This window comes from Pseudomonas sp. GW821-FHT01A09 (assembly GCF_058986725.1).
This window is the reverse complement of sequence record NZ_JBYSWB010000022.1, coordinates 1-19,196: the sequence shown is the minus strand read 5'-3', so window position 1 is coordinate 19,196 and position 19,196 is coordinate 1. Positions and strand designations below refer to the sequence as shown.

General features: G+C 63.1%; 14 protein-coding genes. 6 read left to right on the top strand and 8 right to left on the bottom strand.

The window, feature by feature from the left end; all coding sequences use genetic code 11:
- The first annotated feature begins 1 nt into the window (after position 1).
- A complete protein-coding gene (locus tag AC3WJP_RS21540) occupies positions 2-865 on the top strand; it encodes a DUF3034 family protein (protein ID WP_493722977.1) in 864 nt (287 codons plus the stop codon).
- Positions 865-1,299: a group I truncated hemoglobin gene (locus tag AC3WJP_RS21535; RefSeq protein WP_493722978.1), complete on the top strand. Its 435-nt coding sequence runs from the start codon at positions 865-867 to the stop codon at positions 1,297-1,299. The genes AC3WJP_RS21540 and AC3WJP_RS21535 overlap by 1 nt, the downstream gene beginning before the upstream one ends.
- A 116-nt stretch (positions 1,300-1,415) precedes the next feature.
- Here AC3WJP_RS21535 and AC3WJP_RS21530 read toward each other — a convergent pair whose 3' ends face one another.
- From AC3WJP_RS21530 to AC3WJP_RS21515, 4 genes are all read right to left on the bottom strand, one after another.
- Positions 1,416-2,189, bottom strand: a complete 774-nt coding sequence (locus AC3WJP_RS21530; RefSeq protein WP_493722979.1) for an RHS repeat-associated core domain-containing protein — start codon at positions 2,187-2,189, stop codon at positions 1,416-1,418.
- 221 nt (positions 2,190-2,410) lie between these two features.
- Positions 2,411-4,831 carry a glucose/quinate/shikimate family membrane-bound PQQ-dependent dehydrogenase gene (locus AC3WJP_RS21525; RefSeq protein WP_493722980.1) on the bottom strand — a complete coding sequence of 807 codons (2,421 nt, stop codon included), beginning with the start codon at positions 4,829-4,831 and terminating at the stop codon, positions 2,411-2,413.
- A gap of 353 nt (positions 4,832-5,184) precedes the next feature.
- On the bottom strand, positions 5,185-7,212 hold the full coding sequence (locus AC3WJP_RS21520) for a TonB-dependent receptor (protein WP_493722981.1): 2,028 nt from the start codon (positions 7,210-7,212) through the stop codon (positions 5,185-5,187).
- Between the two features lie 117 nt (positions 7,213-7,329).
- Positions 7,330-9,753 (bottom strand): glucose/quinate/shikimate family membrane-bound PQQ-dependent dehydrogenase, encoded by a 2,424-nt coding sequence (locus tag AC3WJP_RS21515; RefSeq protein ID WP_493722982.1) that lies wholly within the window; start codon positions 9,751-9,753, stop codon positions 7,330-7,332.
- 294 nt (positions 9,754-10,047) lie between these two features.
- Here AC3WJP_RS21515 and AC3WJP_RS21510 point away from each other — a divergent pair, with 294 nt between their 5' ends.
- Together AC3WJP_RS21510 and AC3WJP_RS21505 are read left to right on the top strand one after the other, a co-directional pair.
- Positions 10,048-10,272 carry a VF530 family protein gene (locus tag AC3WJP_RS21510; RefSeq protein ID WP_493722983.1) on the top strand — a complete coding sequence of 75 codons (225 nt, stop codon included), beginning with the start codon at positions 10,048-10,050 and terminating at the stop codon, positions 10,270-10,272.
- An 18-nt stretch (positions 10,273-10,290) separates the two neighbouring features.
- Positions 10,291-10,941 carry a Pr6Pr family membrane protein gene (locus tag AC3WJP_RS21505; protein ID WP_493722984.1) on the top strand — a complete coding sequence of 217 codons (651 nt, stop codon included), beginning with the start codon at positions 10,291-10,293 and terminating at the stop codon, positions 10,939-10,941.
- A gap of 231 nt (positions 10,942-11,172) precedes the next feature.
- Here AC3WJP_RS21505 and AC3WJP_RS21500 read toward each other — a convergent pair whose 3' ends face one another.
- The 4 genes from AC3WJP_RS21500 to AC3WJP_RS21485 form a co-directional block, all read right to left on the bottom strand.
- Positions 11,173-11,961: a siderophore-interacting protein gene (locus tag AC3WJP_RS21500; protein WP_493722985.1), complete on the bottom strand. Its 789-nt coding sequence runs from the start codon at positions 11,959-11,961 to the stop codon at positions 11,173-11,175.
- On the bottom strand, positions 11,958-12,521 hold the full coding sequence (locus tag AC3WJP_RS21495) for a PadR family transcriptional regulator (RefSeq protein ID WP_493722986.1): 564 nt from the start codon (positions 12,519-12,521) through the stop codon (positions 11,958-11,960). The genes AC3WJP_RS21500 and AC3WJP_RS21495 overlap by 4 nt, the downstream gene beginning before the upstream one ends.
- Positions 12,522-12,736: 215 nt before the next feature.
- Positions 12,737-15,835: a transglycosylase domain-containing protein gene (locus AC3WJP_RS21490; protein ID WP_493722987.1), complete on the bottom strand. Its 3,099-nt coding sequence runs from the start codon at positions 15,833-15,835 to the stop codon at positions 12,737-12,739.
- Between the two features lie 314 nt (positions 15,836-16,149).
- Positions 16,150-17,577 (bottom strand): M48 family metalloprotease, encoded by a 1,428-nt coding sequence (locus AC3WJP_RS21485; RefSeq protein WP_493722988.1) that lies wholly within the window; start codon positions 17,575-17,577, stop codon positions 16,150-16,152.
- Between the two features lie 153 nt (positions 17,578-17,730).
- On the opposite strand from AC3WJP_RS21485, the gene AC3WJP_RS21480 reads away from it, so the two are divergent.
- Positions 17,731-17,970 carry a sulfurtransferase TusA family protein gene (locus tag AC3WJP_RS21480; protein ID WP_493722994.1) on the top strand — a complete coding sequence of 80 codons (240 nt, stop codon included), beginning with the start codon at positions 17,731-17,733 and terminating at the stop codon, positions 17,968-17,970.
- Positions 17,971-18,001: 31 nt separating this feature from the next.
- Positions 18,002-19,072, top strand: a complete 1,071-nt coding sequence (locus tag AC3WJP_RS21475; protein WP_493722989.1) for an AI-2E family transporter — start codon at positions 18,002-18,004, stop codon at positions 19,070-19,072.
- Positions 19,073-19,196 lie beyond the last annotated feature (124 nt).

Sequence of the window (19,196 nt, the reverse complement as noted above, 5' to 3'; positions counted from 1 at the left end):
TATGAAACGTCGAATTCCCTTGCTGTTGAGTTCGTTGGCGCTGTTGTGTGCCGACCCGGTGCTGGCCGGCGACGGTCGCTTGATCGCCACCGGTGGCGCGACCAGCGTCGAAGGTGCCGCGGGCGGCGGCTTGATCCCCTGGGCGGTGATCTCCGGCTACAGCGAGCAGGGGCAGTGGAGCAGCACGGTGTTCGGCACCCATGTCGACCTGCCGGATTACAACCTTGATGTGACGGGTCTGTCGGCGTCCTATGGCAACCGCGTAGAGCTTTCCTACGCCCGGCAGCGCTTCGACCTGGGCACATTGGCGAAAAAGCTGAACCTGCCGGAGAACAGCCTGAGCCAGGACATCTTCGGCGTGAAGGTGCGGCTGTTCGGCGATCTGATCTATGACCAGCTGCCGCAGGTGTCGGCCGGCCTGGAATACAAGCACCAGCGCGACTTCTTGATCCCCAGCCTGGTGGGCGCCAAGCGTGACCACGATGTGGAGGGCTACCTCACCGCCAGCCGCTTGTTCATGGGCGCGGCGTTCGGCTACAACCTGGTGATCAACGGCGGGGTGCGCTACAGCCGCGCCAACGAGATGGGCGTGCTCGGCTTTGGTGGCGACCGCCGCGATACCCGCAGCGTGCTGAAGGAAGGCTCGGTGGCGGTGCTGTTCAATCCGCGCTGGGCGTTGGGCGTGGAGTACCGGGAGAAACCGGACAACCTGTCGTTTGCCGGTGAGAGTGACTGGGCGGATATGTTTCTGGGCTACTTCCCCAACAAGCATGTGGCCTTTGTGCTGGCCTATGCGCGGTTGGGCGAGATAGCCACGCTGGATAATCAGAACGGCACGTATCTGTCCGTGCAGGGGACTTTCTGATGAAGCGCCTGTTCGTTGCTCTTGTCGCTTTTTTGCTGCTGGGCGCCTGTGCCAGCAAGACGCTGGCTCCTGCTACCGATGACAGCCTGTATCAGGCGCTGGGGCGCAAGCCCGGAATCAATCGAATTGTCGAAGGCATGTTGCTGATCGTGGTCAAGGATCCGCGCATCGGCAAGCATTTCCATAATGTCGATCCGGTGCTGCTGCGGGACAAGCTGGTGGAGAAGTTCTGCGTCGAGGCGGGCGGGCCCTGCAAGTACACGGGCGTGGACATGGCTGAGGCGCATAAAGGCCAGCACATCGACCCCAGCGAGTTCAATGCGCTGGTGGAGGACCTGATCAAGTCCATGGACGCGCAACAGGTGCCGGTGCCGGTGCAGAACCGGCTGTTGGCGCGGTTGGCGGCCCAGCGGGGCGAGGTGATGGGGAAGTAGGGGGCTATGCTCTTACTTGATCTGGCCGGGTTAGTAGAATCTTCCAGCCTCCTGGGTTTGCTTGATGGGCGATCCGGCCTGCACGCCCGATGGAATATCCGGCCAGGCTCTACGAGCTATCCCAAGCGTACTGTGTGCGCTAGCTTGATAAGCGGGCCAACAGCGTGGGTAGTCACATGACGATTTTCCTCGCGCCATATTTTGCGTGCGGAGACGAACTTCACAATCGTCTGACTGTAGGAATCTTCATATCCTTCGCCATAGCGAAGCACCTCGGTGGGATTTTCGAAACGCAGGGTCTTTTTCTGGGCTGATATAGGTGACTTTACCGAATCGAGGGCGGGCTTTTGTCGGAGAGGATTTTGTCCAGATATCGGGCCCGGATTGCTGTGCGGCCGCCCGAACCTACCCATTATCAAACCATTTGATGCAACTACGGGCGCTTGCCCTTTTGCCGGAGCAGCAATGATTTCTTCAGCAGAGGGGTATATGTTGAGCCGTTGACGCGAAGGGTGGAAAAAATGTGCCGCTCCTAGCTCAGGAACCCCGTCACTCGCGCGGCGTGCGAACCGAAACGGTATATACCCCTTCGATAAGTAGATATGCCCCGACGGATCATGCCTATTGACCGGATCGCCGCCGCAATACACATAAGCATTCAAATCACCTTCGCCAAATGGGCTCAAACTGTCCGGGCTATGAAACCTGCACAAACCCGCGTTGTAGGCGCGATATCCGTTCCCCAGTAAATACCGACCATCTCGTTCCAACGGTTGGCCGGCGAAGCCGATCTGCATGCCTCTGCCCGACATCGCTGGGCTATGCCCGAATACGCTATAGCTAAACGCTGCTGTACAGGCGGGGTGCAGACGCCGGGCGACGCTGTTCATGCGCTCGCAAGCCAGCAGTGCAGAATAGGGGGCGGCAGTGGAATGGATCACGGCGGTTGAACTCGGAAATCAAAATAACTCCTTTGATCAAACCCGAATCAAAGTCGACCCGCCACTCTCAAAAGTACTAGTTGACTTCAACTGCGCAATCTGGCGGTTTTAGCTGAATGAACGCCAAAAAAACGGCCCCCGAAGGAGCCGTCTGGTACCGCATCACACCCTTACTTGGCCAACTTGTAGGCAATGATGTAATCGCCCATCTTGGTGCCCAGCGAGCCATGGCCACCTACGGTCGCGAGGATGTACTGAGTACCATCCTTGCCGGTGTAGCTCATTGGCGTGGCTTGACCACCTGCAGGCAGGCGGCTGGACCACAGGTTCTTGCCGGTCCGTACGTCATAGGCACGGATGTACTGGTCAAGGGTTCCGCTCAGGAAGCCGACGCCGCCGGCAGTGACCATCGAACCGCCCATGCTCGGCACGCCGAGGTTGACGCCGATCGGCACTGGCGAGCTGTCACGGCTGGTGCCGTTCTTGTGCTTCCAGACCACTTTGGCGGTGGTCATGTCGATACCGGCCACGTAGCCCCAGGCTGGCGCCTGGCAAGGCACGCCAAACGGCGACATCAGCGGATGCATGATCACCGCGTAAGGCGCGCCAGTGTTCGGTTGCACACCCGAGGTTTCGCTTTCACGCTTGCTGCCGGCGGCCACTTCGGCGCGCGGCACCAGCTTGGAAACGAACGCCATGTAGTTCGGGCTGGTGAACATCAGCTGACGAACCGGGTCGATCGACACCGCGCCCCAGTTGAACACACCGACGTTACCCGGGTAGATGATGCTGCCCTGGGTGGACGGAGGGGTGTACTGGCCTTCATAACGCAGGGACTTGAACTGGATCCGGCACAGCAGTTGGTCGAACGGCGTGACCCCCCACATGGCTTTTTCATCCAGCTTGGGCGGCAGCAGGTTCAGCTCCGAGCGCGCTTGAGTCGGCGAGCTGTGGTCGCCTTCTACAGCACCACCGGGTACCGGGATTTCCTGGATCGGCACGATCGGCACGCCGGTCTTGCGGTCCAGCACATACAGGCTGCCTTGCTTGGTCGGCTGGATCAGCGCCTGCTTCACGCCTTCGGCGGTCTTGATATCCATCAGCGTTGGCTGAGACGGTACGTCCATGTCCCACAGGTCGTGGTGCGTGAACTGATAGTTCCAGCGCACCTTGCCGGTGTCGATGTCCAGCGCGACGGTGCCGGCGCTGAATTTTTCGCTGCCGGCACTGCGCTCGGCGCCCCACTGGTCGGGCATCTGATTGCCCAGCGGCAGGTAGACCAGACCCAGCTTCTCGTCGACGCTGGCCAGCGACCACATGTTCGGCGAGTTGCGGGTGTAGGTCTGGCCAGCAGGCAGCGGCGTGGTTTCGTCGGGATTGCCGGCGTCCCAGTTCCAGACCAGGTGGCCGTCATGCACGTCGAACGCGCGGATCACGCCAGAGGGTTCGCTGGTGGATTCGTTGTCGGTGACGTGACCGCCGATGATCACCAGGTTGCGGGTGATAGCGGCAGGCGAAGTGGCGTAGTAGCCACCCGGAGTGAACGGGCCTTCGCTGGTGCGCAGGCTGACAGTGCCTTTGTCACCGAAGGATTCACAGACTTTACCGGTGTCGGCGTTGAGCGCGATCAGGCGCGCATCGGCGGTCGGCAGGAACAGGCGGCGAGGGCACTCGGCAGCCATGGCCTTGCCTTGGTCCGACAGGGTGGCCGGGGTGCTGATGGCCTCGGACTTGCTGAAATTGGCTTCGTCGTAGTACGACACGCCGCGGCAGGTCATGTGCGCCCAGCCGGTGAAATCGTTGTTGTTAGGCCCTTGGATCTGCGGGTCGTAACGCCAGATTTCCTTGCCGGTGTCCGGGTCCAGCGCCAGCACCTTGCTGTGCGGTGTGCAGGCATAGAGCATGCCGTTGACCTTGAGCGGGGTGTTCTGGTCGGTGATTTCCACCGGGTCCTTGTCGGTCTTCATGTCACCGGTACGGATGCGCCAGGCTTCCTGCAGCTTGCCCACGTTGGCCGTGGTGATCTGCTTGAGCGGCGAGTAGCGCTCACCGAATTCGGTGCGCCCGTACGACTGCCAGTCACCTTCAGGCTGAGCCGGTGCGGCGCTGGCGACATCGCCACCGTCGCGGCCGATGTCGCCGTTGATTTCACCCGGGTTGGTGAACTGCGAAATGACCGCGCAGGCACCGGCCAGAATCACCGCCACGCCCAGCGCCCGAGTGGCGAACGGCGCAGGCTGGCGACGCACCAATGGGTTGCGGAACAGCGGCAGCCACAGCAGCAGGCCGAGCACGAACCACAGCGACAGGCGCGGCACCAGCTGCCACCAGTCGAAGCCGATCTCGTACAGCGACCAGACAGTGCTGGCGAACAGCACCACGGCGTACAAGCCAATGGCTGCGGAACGTCCGGCCAGCAGCAGCAGGCCGGTGACGAGGATGCCGAGGCCGGCGATCACGTAATACAGCGAGCCGCCCAGGCTGGCGAGCTTGACGCCCAGCACCAGCAGGATCAGGCCCATTACTGCGAATACCAGGCCCAACAGGCTGGGCCACAGGCGTGGTCTACTCAAAGCACCGTCAGTGCTCATAGGGTCTTTTCTCCGTTGTGTAACAGTCGTTCGAGCATAGTTCAGGTAACGGCCTTTGCTCGGTATATGGGCGTCGTGCCACGTTATGGGGGAGTTGCAAGTCGACGGTGGCCGTGCACCGGGAATGAAGAACGGAATACCGGGATTGTTAACTGTTCAGTGCATATTGCTGTCGGGTTGGAAGCGCAAACCGGACAAAAAGTATGGAATATTACGAAAAGTTAAACGTTTCAGTACTCTTGGGCGGGGAGACTATAGATATTTTTTTAGTATTAAAAGATCGCATGGCGCTATTCATCTTTGCTCAATCTGTAACAGTCGGGGCCGTATTCCACAGCCCCTGTGCCAGAGCCTCAGAAGCTCGTTCGTAGCCCTACCTCGACGCTGCGCCCCGGTGCCGGCGCAATGTCGCGAAGGATCGAACTGGCGTAGCGCACCGTCTGGTTGGTGAGATTTTCGCCATTGACGAACGCCAGCCACTGGCTTTTACCGACGTTGAACTTGTAGCCGACGCTGGCGCCCAGGGTGGTGTAGCCGTCGGTGCCCCGCTCGTTGGCCGGCACCCGTCGCTGCGCGCTGGCGTGCTCGACATCCACCCTGGCCTGCCAGCGCGCGCGCTCCCACAGCAGGCCGCTGTTCACGCGCAGTGGTGCGATACGCGGCAGCGCTTCACCGCTGTCGAGATTCTTGGCGCGGGTGTAGTCCCCCGACAGCTCCATGGCCCATTTGCCGTAGGCGTTTTCGCCCAGCGTCCAGTGATCCTTGGCTTCGACCCCGGCAAAGCGTGCGCGAACCCCGGAGTAGGTATATTTAGGAATGCCGTCGGCCGCTTCGGCGCCATCGTCATCCAGGTTGCGCCCGGTCGAAAGCAGGCCGATGTAGTTGGAGAAGTGGCTGTAGAACACGCCGATACTGCCCTTGTGCACGCCGTTGTCGAAGCGCAGGGCAAGGTCGCTGGACACTGCCTTTTCCTTCGCCAGCCCGGCATCGCCGCGCTCGTAGGTACCGGTGGCCACATGTGCGCCGTTGGCGTACAGCTCATAGAAGGTCGGGGCGCGTTCGGTATAGCCCAGGGTGGCGGCCAGCGACCAGATCGGCGTCAGGGTATATACCGCACCGGACGACAGGCTGGCAGCGGTAAAACTGCTGGAACTGTCTGCCGCGGCGAAGCGCTCGTTGCCTTGGGCGTCCGGGTCGACCTTGGTGTGTTCCAGCCGTCCACCGAGGCTCAGGCGCAGGCGCTCGGTGGCTTGCAGTTCTTCAAGGATGAACAGCGCGGCGGCGTCAGTGTCGGTCTGCGGCACGAAGGCTTCTTCGCCCAGCGCCTGGAACTCACTGTGGCTGACTTGGGCGCCGATCACGCCTTCTACCGGCCCTAGCGGTTGGTGACGGGCCTCGACGCGGGCCTCATAGCCCTTGTTCTTGAAGGTAGTTCCGACTTCACCGCCCTCGATTTCGCGATGTTCGTAGTCGGTGTAGCCAGCGTCCAGTTTCACCGAGCTGAAGGGGCCGTCGAGGTCGCGAATCTCGGAGGCGAAGCCGTAGTGATCCTGCTGCATGCGGATGCGCACATCTTGCTCGGCGGGGGAGCCATAGTTGCCGTCGTAGTGGCTGTAGGACAGCCCCGCGTAGCCATGATCCCAGGTGTAGGACCCGCCGATGGCGCCACCGTCCTGGCGCCCGTCGCTGTTGCCCAGCCGGTGTTTGCCCCCTTGCTCGCCGCTGCTCTCGCGTTCGCGGGGGCTGTAGGCGAAGCCGGGGATGCGCAGGTCATTGTATTCGCGGGCGTTGGCGTCCAGGTGCAAGGCGAAGGTACCGTTGCCGGCTTCCAGCTTGCCGGCGCTGCTGCGGGTGGTGGAGGCGCCGCCGTAGCGCAGCTCGCCCGAGCCCTGAATGCCGTCGATGGCTTCAGTGGGGATGCGGTTGTCGAAGGTGTTGACCACGCCGCCGATGGCGCTGCCGCCGTACAGCAAGGCCGCCGGGCCACGGACGATTTCAATGCGCTCGACGTTGGCCGGGTCCAGCGGCACGGCGTGGTCGTTGGACAGCGACGAGGCGTCGAGGGCGCCGACGCCATTGCGCAGCAGGCGGATGCGATCGCCGTCCAGGCCGCGGATGATCGGCCGACTGGCGCCCGGGCCGAACCACGAAGACGACACCCCAGGCTGGTTCTTCAGGGTCTCGCCCAGGCTGCCTTTCTGTTCCAGCGTCAGCGCGTCGCCCTGCAGCACGGTGGAGGGGGCCGCACTGGCGCCGCCGAGGGGGTTGGCGGTGATGACTTGTTCTTGCAGGGTGACCGGGGTGGTGGCGTGGGCGGGCGGGGTGATTAACAGGGCAGCGGCGAGTGGCGAAAGGTGCCAGTAATAGGGGCGGGCAGACATGCGGGTTCCTTGGCATGGAGTTGGAAGTGAAATGTTATGTTATTACATAATTTTCATTTTGCCGAGCGTCCATGAAAAACGGCTCCCGAAGGAGCCGCTCTCGTACTGCAACGCTGTTTATTTTTTCGGCAGCGCGTAGGCCATCACATAATCGCCCTGCTTGGTGCCCAGCGAGCCGTGACCACCCGCCATCACCAGTACGTACTGGCGGCCGTCCTTGCCGGTGTAGGTCATCGGCGTGGTCTGGCCGCCTGCTGGCAGACGACCTTCCCACAGCTGCTTGCCGTTGCGCATGTCATAGGCGCGCAGATACTGGTCGAGGGTACCGCTCAGGAAGCCCACGCCACTGGCGGTGACGAAGGTCCCGCCCAGGCTCGGCACGCCCATGGTCAGCGGGATCGGAATCGGCGAACTGTCGCGCACGGTGCCGTTCTTGTGTTTCCAGATCGTCTGGTGAGTGGTCAGGTCCACGGCGGCCACGTAACCCCAGGCCGGCGCCTGGCAAGGCAGGCCCATGGGCGACAGCAGTGCCTCCAGAATCACGCCGTAGGGCGCGCCCTTGTTGGGCTGCACGCCCTCGGTTTCACTCTTGCGACCTGGGCCGCTGGCGGCATCGGCCGCGGGAACCAGCTTGGAGCGGAAAGCCATGTAGCTCGGGTTGACGAAGGCGATCTGGCGCACCGGATCGACCGAGATGCCGCCCCAGTCGAACACGCCGAAGTTGCCCGGGTAGACGATCGAGCCCTGCAGCGATGGCGGGGTGAACGGGCCGTCATAGCGCAGCGACTTGAAGTCGATACGGCAGAGCATCTGGTCGAACGGCGTCACGCCCCACATGTCGCGCTCCTTGAGCGGCGGCGGCATGAAGTTGAGCTCCGACTTGGGCTGGGTCGGCGAGGTGTGGTCGCCTTCCACCGCGCCTTGCGGCACGGGCACTTCGTCGATCGGCACGAGGGGCTTGCCGTTGCTGCGGTCGAGCACGTAGATGCTGCCCTGCTTGGTCGAGGCCAGCAGCGCCGGTTTGATGCCATCGCTGGTCTTCATGTCGAGCAGGCTCGGCTGGCCACCGACGTCCATGTCCCACAGGTCGTGGTGGGTGAACTGGAAGGTCCAGCGCACGTGGCCGGTGTCGATGTCCAGGGCAGTGACCCCGGCGCTGTACTTCTCCGATTCAGGGGTGCGGTTGCCGCCCCACTGGTCGGGCATCTGGTTGCCCATGGGCAGGTAGAGCATGCCGAGTTTTTCGTCGACGCTCATCAGCGACCACATGTTCGGCGAGTTGCGGGTGTAGTGCTCGCCCGCGGCGATGGGGGTGGTGACGTCGGGGTTGCCGCTGTCCCAGTTCCACACCAGGTGGCCGTCGTGCACGTCGAAGGCGCGGACCACACCGGAAGGCTCGTCGGTGGAGACGTTGTCGGTGACGTGGCCGCCGATGATCACCAGGTTGCGGGTCACGGCCGGCGGCGAAGTGGAGTAGTAACCCCCTGCGGCGAAGCTGCCGATATTGGCGCTGAGGTCGATCTGGCCTTTGTCACCGAAGTCTTCGCACATCTTGCCGGTGTCGGCGTTGAGGGCGATCAGGCGGGTGTCGGCGGTCGGCACGAAGATGCGTTTCGGACAGCTGCTGGCGACCGCTGTGCTGGCTTCGACCACGGGCACCGGACTGGCCTCGGTGGCGGTCGGCGCGCTGGCTGCGTCGTCATGGTAGGAGACGCCGCGGCAGGTCATGTGGGCCCAGCCCTTGAAGTTGTCGGCCTTCTGGGTGCTGATCTTCGGATCGAAGCGCCAGATTTCCTTGCCGGTGTCCGGGTCCAGAGCAATCACCTGGCTGTGCGGCGTACACACGTAGAGCATGCCGTTGACCTTGAGCGGCGTGTTCTCGGCGGTGGTTTCCATCGGGTCGTTGGGCCCGGGGATGTCGCCAGTGCGGAAGGTCCAGGCCGGTTCCAGCTGGCTGGCGTTGTCCGGGGTGATCTGCGCCAGCGGCGAATAGCGGTCGGCGAAACCGCTGCGGCCGTACGACTGCCAGTCGCCCTCGGGCATGGCCGGGGCGCCACTGGTGGTGCCGGCGCTGTCGCGGTCGAGCTGGCCCTTGATTTCACCGGGGTTGGTGAATTGGCTGGCCAGGGCGGTGAGGCCGGCCAGCACCACGGCGACCGTCAGGCCCTTGCTGCCCAGGCTCGAGGTTTGCCCCCACAGCAGCGGACGACGGAACCACGGCAGCAACATGACGATGCCGAAGGCGAACCACAGCGCCAGGCGCGGCACCAATTGCCACCAGTCCAGGCCCACTTCCCACAAGGCCCACAGATTGCTGGCGAACAGCACGATGGCATACAGGCCCAATGCCGCGGCGCGCCCGGCCAGCAGCAGGAAGCCCACCAGCAGGATGCCGATGCCGGTGATCAGGTAATAGAGCGAGCCGCCGTTGCTGACCAGCTTGACGCCGCCGGCCAGCAGGGCCAGGCCCATGAGTAGAAACACCAGCCCGAGCAGGCTAGGCAGTAGCCGCTTGCGACTGTTTGTCCCGTCGTTGTTCATCGTGGGGGAAACTCCATCGTGCGTTAATTATTGGTATCGGGTGCGAATGTCCCGAGTCATGCGTAGAGCCGTTAGGGGGCTAATTAGTTTCAGAATATGTCGCCACAAGGTGTAAATCCCTTCACCAATTCGCCACCGCAACGGACGGCGTTTCAGGTGAACCTGTGCGATTGGCGCAGATTTATTCGCGACAGTTCAGTTCTGCGCTTTGCGCTATCGTGGCTCTAGGCTAAGGTTGCCGCTTTGCCGACACTGGACCCCCAAGATGACTGTCTTTCAATCGAGCGCCGCGCTGTGACTGCCTCCGATTCCGATCCGCTGCACGGTGTCACCCTTGAGCACATCCTCACCACGCTGGTCGAGCACTACGAGTGGTCGGGCCTGGCCGAGCGCATCGACATCCGCTGCTTCAAGAGCGACCCCAGCATCAAGTCGAGCCTGACTTTCCTGCGGCGCACACCCTGGGCGCGGGAAAAGGTCGAACGCCTCTACGTCAAATTGCAGCGCACCAAGCGCTGAGTGAATAACGGAGACCGCATGTCTTGTTTATCGGGCGAGCGCTTGCGCCTCGCCGTGCTTATGGTTGCCTGTGTGGCCTGGTTCGGGCTGGGGTTGCAGCTGTATCTGATGCTGTTTGCACGCTGGCAGGAACAGGCCAGTCTGTTGGGCGGCTTGATGACCTTCCTGAGTTTCTTCACCGTGCTGAGCAACACCCTGGCGGCGGCAGTGCTCACCGCCGCCGTCAGTCGTCATCAGGGTGGCCTGGCCCGTTGGTTTCGCCGGCCTGGGGTGAGCGCCGGGGTGGCGACCAGCATCGTCCTGGTGGGGATCGCCTACAGCCTGTTGCTGCGCGATCTGTGGGACCCACGGGGCTGGCAGTGGCTGGCCAACGAGATTCTCCACGACGTCATGCCCGTGGTGTTCCTGGGCTATTGGCTGGGGTGGGTGCCCAAAGGGCATTTGCGCCTTTGGCATCTGCCGCTTTGGGCGCTGTACCCGACGGTGTACTTCGTTTTCATCCTGATTCGCGGGGATTCGCTGGGGGTGTATCCGTACCCGTTCATCGATGTGCTGAAGCTGGGCTACTGGCGGGCGTGGATGAACGCCTTCGGTGTGTTGGGCGGGTTCTTGGCGATCGGCGGAGTGGTCGTGGTGATTGACCGCCTGATCGCCAAGCGGCGTCGTTAGGCAGGTCTGGCCCCTTTGTGGGAGCAAGGCTTGCCCGCGAAAGGGCCAGCAAGGGCTGGCGCAGATCCCTCGTCCTACTCCCGCACCCTTGCTTCTGTGGGAGCAAGGCTTGCCTGCGAAAGGGCCAGCAGGGCCGGCGCAGATCCCTCGCCCTACTCCCGCGCCCTTGCTTCTGTGGGAGCAAGGCTTGCCCGCGAAAGGGCCAGCAAGGGCTGGCCCGGATCCCTCGGCCTACTCCTCGTCATCCCCCTCTGCGCGCCAGTAACCGGCGACCTTCAACGCCTGATCATCGACCTTGTGCTCGTCCAGCAAGATCCGCCGCAGCTTGCGAGATAACGACGCTTCGGTCGCCACCCAGCTATACAGCGTCCCCGCCGGCAAGCTCAGCTTGCTCACCACATCGGTCAGCTGCGCGCTGTGCCGTTCCACCCAGATCACCTCGACATCGGCCGCGCTGAGCAACGGCTGGCGCTCGGCAGCATCCTCGATCTCCACCACCGCCAGCGCTCGACGCCCGGCAGGCAGTTCCTCAAGACGCCGCGCGATGGCGGGAATGGCGGTTTCGTCGCCGATCAGCAGATAGCTGTCGAAGCTGTCCGGGACGATGTTCGAGCTGCGCGGGCCGCCGATATACAAGGATTGACCTGGCGCCGCCTGGGCCGCCCAGGTTGACGCCGGGCCGTCGCCGTGGAGGACGAAATCGATATCCAGCTCGCCGGCTTGCAGGTCGATGCGTCGCGGGGTGTAGTCGCGCATCGCCGGTTTCGGGCCATCGCCCTTGGCGCCGAGCACCAGGGTCTCCAGTGCGGCCTGCTCCTCGGGGGTGGTGGCGAACAGCAGCTTGATGTGATCGTCGGCGCCCTGGCTGAGGAAGCCGGCCAGCTCCGCGCCGCCGACGGTGATGCGGCGCATCCGCGGTGTCAGGTCGGTGACCCGCAGCACGTCGAGGCGTCGACGTTTGATTTCGTGCATGACGCGATGGATGCCATAGGGGCTTTCAGTGGGATGATCGGCTTTCATTGGGCAATGTCCTGAGCGGGGGAGGTCGTGTCGGGGCCGTCGACGATGGCCTTGGCGGTGGTGTTGAGCAGATCGCGCACGCGCAGGATTTCTTCCGCGCTCCAGCGACCATGGTGCAGCTGCAAGGCGTGGCGCAGGTTGTGCACCGCTTCGTGAATTTCCGCTGGGCGATCATGGCCGCGCAGCGAGCGCTTGCTGACATCGATGCGGGTGCGCACGCCTTCGAGGGCCACGGCCTGCTCGATCAGCATCTGGTGTCCGGCGTCGGTGGCGGTGTACAGCTTCTTGCCGCCCTGAGCGTCGCCGGTTACCAACTCGCTTTCTTCGAGGAAAGTCAGGGTCGGGTAGATCACCCCTGGGCTGGGGCTGTAGGCGCCGTCGAACAGGCTTTCGATGCGGCGGATCAGGTCGTAACCGTGGCAGGGCTGTTCGGCGACCAGCGCCAGCAACAGCAGCTTGAGATCGCCTGAAGCGAAGACGCGGGGGCCGCGGCCACCGCCTTTGTGGCGGTCGAAGCCGTCGCGGCCACCGCCGAATTCCTGGGGTCTGTGTTCTCTCATGTGCGCTTCTCTCGGGTCGTTAAGATATACCTTAAGATATATCTTAGCGCTCGGCAAGAGGATAGTGAGAATTGTTATCAATGTGATGGTTGGTGGGTGAATGTAGCGGCCTCTTCGCGGGCAAGCCCTGCTCCCACAGGTGTACGCCGCTGGATCAGCCTGTCCAGTGGAAGCAAGGCTTGCCCGCGAAGAGGCCCTTCAAGCCGCTGAAAATCCTATTGAATAACCCCATTGTCCGCAGTACACAGGCTGCGGGCCCCCGGTTGCACATACGGCGCCAACATCGGCGCCATACCCTTGAGCACCTGCACCGGCAAGGCCGAGGTGAAGCTGAAATTCTGCGCCGTTTGCCCGGGCACGAACGCGGTCAAGGTGCCGAAATGATGAGCACCGATAAAGAACACGAAGGTCGCCGTGCGATTGATGGCCTTGGACGCGATGATCCGCCCGCCGGTACCGAAACTCTGCAGGCGGTTGTCGCCGGTGCCGGTCTTGCCGCCCATGGCCAGCGGCGTACCGTCGGCCTGTTGGAAGCTGCCATTGACGCGCCTGGCGGTACCATCGCTGACCACCTTCGACAACGCCCCGCGCAAGGCCGCCGCGACTGCACTGGGCATCACTCGCTCGGCCTGATCCGGCGCACTGATCAGTTGCGTGTCGTAAGGCGTGCCGGCGGCGAAGTGCAGGCTGTCGACCCGCAAGGTCGGCAAGCGCACGCCATCGTTCTGGATGATGCCAAGCAGTTCGGCCAGCGCCGCCGGGCGATCCCCCGAGCTGCCAATGGCCGTGGCCAGCGATGGCACCAGATGGTCGAACGGGTAGCCGACGCTTTTCCAGCGTTGATGGATATCGAGGAAGGCTTCGATCTCGACCATGGTGCGGATACGGCTGTCGCGGGCGCTCTTGTGCTTGCTCTTGAACAGCCAGCCGTAGACTTCCTGGCGCTGCTGTTCGCTGGCCTTGATGGCGTCGTTGAGGCTGGCGTCGGGATGTTCCAGCAAATAGCCCAGCAGCCACAGGTCCAGCGGGTGAGAGCGGGCGATATAGCCCTGATCCGGCAAGTCGTAGGCGCCCGGGCCGTAGGTGCGGTACATCTCGCCCAGGCGCTTGTCGGTGACCGTGGTGTTCTTCAGGTGATCGCGCACAAAGGCGTTGAAGGTCGCCTGGTCGGCCGTCGGGAACAGATAACGATGCACCGCCGCCAGGCGAATCGGCGTGACGTTCATGCCGTCGATAAAGGTGTCGAGGCGATCCTGTGAGCTCTTGTCCTGATATTTGCGCCAGAAGCGCCGCAGGAACTCCGTGCCCTCGCGATCGGCGAAGCGCGCCAGGTATTCCTGGCGGCGCGGATCGCCATCGTCCTTGAGCAGTTGCGCGCTGTTGTTGTCGCCCTCATAGGTGCTGTAGCGCACCAGATCGCGCATCAAACGAATGAACGACAGGTTGATGGACTCCTGCAGGGCGACCTTGAGGGTTGGATTCTGGCTGTCGTCCTGGCGGCGGAAGTTCTTGAACCGGTGCACGCCGCCACCGGTAAAGAAGCTTTCGGCAGGGTTGGCGGAGTACTGGCGCTCCAGCGCGGCGTCGAGCATCGCCGGCAAATTGCGGTCTTCGTGCTGGATCAGGTAGTCGACGGCCCAGCGAGTGATGCGGTCGGGGTCTTCCACGGGGACCTTGCGCAATTGCGTTGGCGTCTGCCCGGCGAAGCGGTCGTGCAGTTCGGCGATGATCTGCAGGTAGCTGGTCAGTACCCGCACCTTGGCGGTGGAGCCCAACTCCAGTTTGCTGCCTTCGTTGATGTCGAACGGCTGATCGGTGCTGTCGGTCTGGGCCCGCACGCGAAAGCCGTCAGCGGTGGTTTCAAAGAGGGTGAAGCTGTAGCTGATCTTGCCGGTGTTGGCCGGGCTGAGCAGGTGCTCGCCGATCAGGCCGATCTGCTGGGCGAAGGCCGGGTCTGCGAGTTTTTTCAGGTAGGCGCTGGACTGCTGCTGCAGGTCGCCCTGCAAGGTGCTGGTGGCAGCCAGGTCGAGGCGGTCGAGATCGTAGAGCGGGCGCTCCAGCAGAAACCCCAGACGGCTGCGGGCCACGCTGATGCCTTTGTTGGTTTCATTGGCTTGCAGCGTCGGCTGTTGCGCCCAGTCGCGGAAGCTCAGCTGGCTGGCGAGGGCAGCCTGGGCCAGGTCGGCGTTGATGATGTGGTTCTGCGCGAGCAGACGGATGTGGCTGTCGGTCAACCGCGCCAGCTCCTTGTGGCCCTTGGCGAGAAAATGCGAAGGGCGACGCTGGGCGATCATCAGCGAGAGCACCTCGCGCAGGGCCTGGCCACGTTCGGCGATCGGCGCGCTGGTGTCGTTGAGCACGCGGTTGATCTGCTGGAAGTCGGCGCCGTACCAGACCCGCAAGCCCTCGGCCAGGCCATGCACTTCGCCATGTCCCGGCACCGCCGACAGGGGCACGCTGTTGAGGTAGTCGCGGACCACCACCTGGCGTGCGGCAAGCGTCTGCGGGCCACCCTGATAGGCGCGCACGCTGGCGGAAATCATCTGGCGGATCTTCTCGGCTCCGGAAAGCGTCAGGCCGTCCGGCGAATGTCGGTACTTCTCCAACTGCGTGGCCAGGGTGCTGCCGCCGGCCGATTGCCCCGGCAAGGCCAGGAGCTTGGCGACCTGGGACCAGGCCGCCTTGAAAAAGCGCGGCCAGTCGACGGCCGGGTTGAGCTGCGGCGCGTCGGTAGACAGCAGATCGCGGTTTTCGATGAACAGCAGGCTGTCGACGATCACCGGTGGAATATCGCTGAACTGCTCATAAAGCTGCTGCGGGTAGCGGTACCGATACAGGGTGTCGGCCTTGCAATCGGTAATCAGCAGGCCGGCCTGACTCTTCTCGGCGTAGGGCACGAACAGGCCGTGGTCGGTGTAGCGCATCAATGCGGGCGAGAAACGCACCTGCCGAGCAATGCGGTAATCGTGGTCCAGCAGGCGCGGCAGGAAGGTGCCCAGGCTGCTGTAGCCCAAGCGTTTGTCGAACGGGCCGTCGCCGGGGTAGACGACCGCAGCGCTGGGGCCGTCTTCGAGCTGCCAGGTCAAGGTGCTGGCCAGCCGGCTGAACTGCTGGGCTTGCAGGCGCGAGGTGCGGCTTTCGACAAGGGCGAGGTAGGCAAGGATGACCATGAGCACCAGCACTACAGCGCTGGTTATCCACAGCCAGGTGCGCTGGCGTTTGGGCCTGGGGGGTAGATCAGGGCGACGGGGCGTTTGCAGATCGTCGGCGGGTGCCGCGGTCTTTGGCGGTTCGGTTTGCCACAGAGCGCCCATAGTGTTCAACCCGGTTACGGAAAATCATCGCACCTGATTGCAGTCTAGACGCTGGGCGGGGAGGGGGCGGGAAATGTGGATTGGCTGTTGGATCTTTGCTGGCGAAGGCGGCGGTACAGCTTGCGCAAGACCCTGAAACTCTCACGCCGTGAGCCAGGGTTGGATGTGTGCAGTTCATACACCTGTGGGAGCCCAGCTTGCTGGCGAAGGCGGCCGCACAGCTTGTCCAAAACCCTGGAATCTCCCACAAGCGTGCGGTTTCATCAGCTCGGCTGTGCATTTGCCCCGCAATAGGCGAATGCGGACAGCGCGATCTACATCATGTCCTTGACCGTGCGCTGCAACTCGCGCAGGTCCTTCTCGCGGGCATCGATGCGCGAGGCCAGCTGGAAGTTCGGCGCTTGACGCTTGGCAATCTCAAGTTGCTGCATGGCCTGATCGAAATCCCCCACCAGGGCGAAGTACTCGGCGCGGGCCTGATGCAAACCGATGATATTGCCGTTCAAGCCCCGGGTATCAGCGACCATGCTCCAGACATCCGGATCGTTGGGGCGGGTCTTGAGCAGGGCATCCAGGCCTTTCTCGGCCTCGGCGTTGCGGTTCTGCTTGAGCAGCACGGTGATGCGCATCTGGTTGAGGGGATAGTTGCCGGGATATTGCACCAGCATCTTGTCGACCCGTGCCTGGGCGTCGGGCAGACGGTTATTGGCGACGTCCAACTCGACCTCGGCAAGGTTGAAAGTCACGTCGTCGGGAGACTTGTCGAGCAAGCCCTTGAGGCCCGCGCGGGCTTCGTTGAGCTGACCGGCCTTGATCTGCGCTATGGCCAGGCCGTAGCGGGCCGGGATCGAGTTGGGAGTTTCGTCCAGCTGCGCACGAAAGCGCTTGGCGGCGATACCTGGGGTTTCTTCATAGAACAGCTGGGTGCGCGCTTTCATTAGCTGAAACCACTGGCTGTCCTCTTTGCCGCCTTTGGGCATCTGCTCGGCGCGGTTGCGGGTATCGGCGATACGCTCGTCGGTGACCGGGTGAGTGGAGAGGAACTCGGGCGGCGAGGCGTCGAACTTGTAGACGCGGGCCAGACGCTCGAACATTTCCGGCATGTTGCGCGGATCGTACCCGGCCTTTTCCAGATTGAGGATGCCGATCCGGTCCGCTTCCGCTTCGTTCTGCCGCGAGAAGGTGCGCTGGGCCTGGATTGCCGCCGCCTGACTGCCGGCGATCAGGCCGATGCCGGCATCGCCGCCGCCGGCCGCAGCCAGCACCACACCAGCCAGCAGCGCGGCCATGACCGGGATCTGCATGCGTTGCGAGTTCTCCACCCCACGGGCGAAGTGGCGTTGCGACAAGTGCGCCAGTTCGTGGGCGAGCACGCCGGCGAACTCACCCTCGGTGTCGGCGTTGAGGAACAGCCCGCCGTTGACCCCGACAATGCCCCCAGGCGCGGCGAAGGCGTTGAGCTCCTTGCTGTTGATCAGGATGAACTCGAGCCGGCGATCCTGCAGCTGGCTGGTCTCGGCCAGGCGGTAGACGGTGGTTTCGACGAAGTCCTTGAGCTGCGGATCGGACAATTGCCCGACCTCGCTGCGCAGCAGGCTCAGCCAGGCACGGCCCAGGTCGTGTTCCTGTTGCGGGGAGACGATGGCTGAACTGGCATCGCCCAGCGATGGCAGATCGTCAGCGTGGGCAGGGACCGCCAGCAGGCAGGCCAGGGCGATCGCCAGGGGGCGCAATGAATTCATGCACACTGCTCTTGTCGGCAAATGGCTACTGTAGCCGGGACCGTGCGTGACGACCAGCGTTGTACGCTTGCGGTATGCTTGGCAGTTCGCGGGCCGCGCGGGTTTCACCGCCATCCGGCCGGCGCGCCAGAGCCCCAGCAGGAGAAAAACCCGATGACCGACCTCCCGAAATGTGACGCCGAGCTCGACGCCAGCGGTCTGAGTTGTCCATTGCCTTTACTCAAGGCCAAATTGCAGCTCAATCAACTGGCCAGCGGCGCGGTGCTCAAGGTCATCGCCACCGACGCCGGGTCGCAGCGCGATTTCCGCACATTTGCCCGACTTTCTGGCAACCTGCTGTTACAAGAAAAGGCTGAAGCCGGCGTCTATCGCTATTGGTTGCAGAAGGCCTGATCGCCGTACGTGCATTCATAAGGGATTTTCGATGTTCAAGGTGGCTCAAGACTGGATACAGCGGTACTTCTCCGACGAGGAGGCCGTGGTCCTCGGCGTATTGCTGGTGCTGGCCTTCACCGCTGTGCTGACGCTGGGCGGCATCATGGCGCCGGTGCTGGCGGGCATGGTGCTGTCCTTTCTGATGCACGGGCTGGTGATGACGCTGGAGCGTCTGCGTGTACCCAGCTGGCTGGCGGTGGCCATCGTGTTCGCGCTGTTCATGGGCGCCCTGGCGCTGTTCGTGCTGGTGCTGGTGCCCTTGCTCTGGCATCAGCTGATCGCCTTGTTCAACGAGCTGCCGGGCATGCTCGGCAAGTGGCAGTCGCTGCTGTTGCTGCTGCCGGAGCGTTACCCGCATCTGGTGTCGGACGAGCAAGTGCTGCAGGCCATCGACGTCGCTCGTGGCGAAGTCGGCAAGTTCGGCCAATGGGTGCTGACGGTGTCGCTGACCAGCCTGCGTCTGGCGGTCAACATCATGATCTACTTCGTGCTGGTGCCGATTCTGGTGTTCTTCTTCCTCAAGGACCGCGAGATCATCGGCCACTGGATGCGTGGCTACCTGCCGCGCAACCGGGCCTTGCTGACCCGTGTGGCGAAAGTCATGAACCGCCAGATCGCCAACTACATCCGCGGCAAGGTCATCGAGATCTTCATCTGCGGGATCGCTACCTATATCGGCTTCATAGCCCTGGGCCTCAATTACGCCGCCTTGCTGGCGCTGCTGGTGGGCCTGTCGGTGGTGGTGCCCTACGTCGGCACCGTGGTGGTCACCGTGCCGGTGGCGTTCATCGCGTTGTTCCAGTGGGGCTGGAGCGACCAGTTCATCTACCTGATGGCCGTGTACGGGATCATTCAGGCGCTGGACGGTAACGTGCTGGTGCCTTTGCTGTTCGCCGAGGCGGTGAGCCTGCACCCGGTGGCGATCATCTGCGCGGTGCTGCTGTTCGGCGGGCTGTGGGGCTTCTGGGGGGTGTTCTTCGCGATTCCGCTGGCGACCCTTGTCAAGGCCGTGCTGGATGCCTGGCCGCGCAACGAGCCGACGGTTTCACCGATGATCTGAGGCGTACACCTGTGGGAGCACAGCTTGCCGGCAGAGAGTTCATGCACCTGTGGGAGATTCTATGGTTTTCAACAAGCCAGAATCGGTGCTTTGGATTGGTATTCGCTCTGGTTTTTCAACAGGG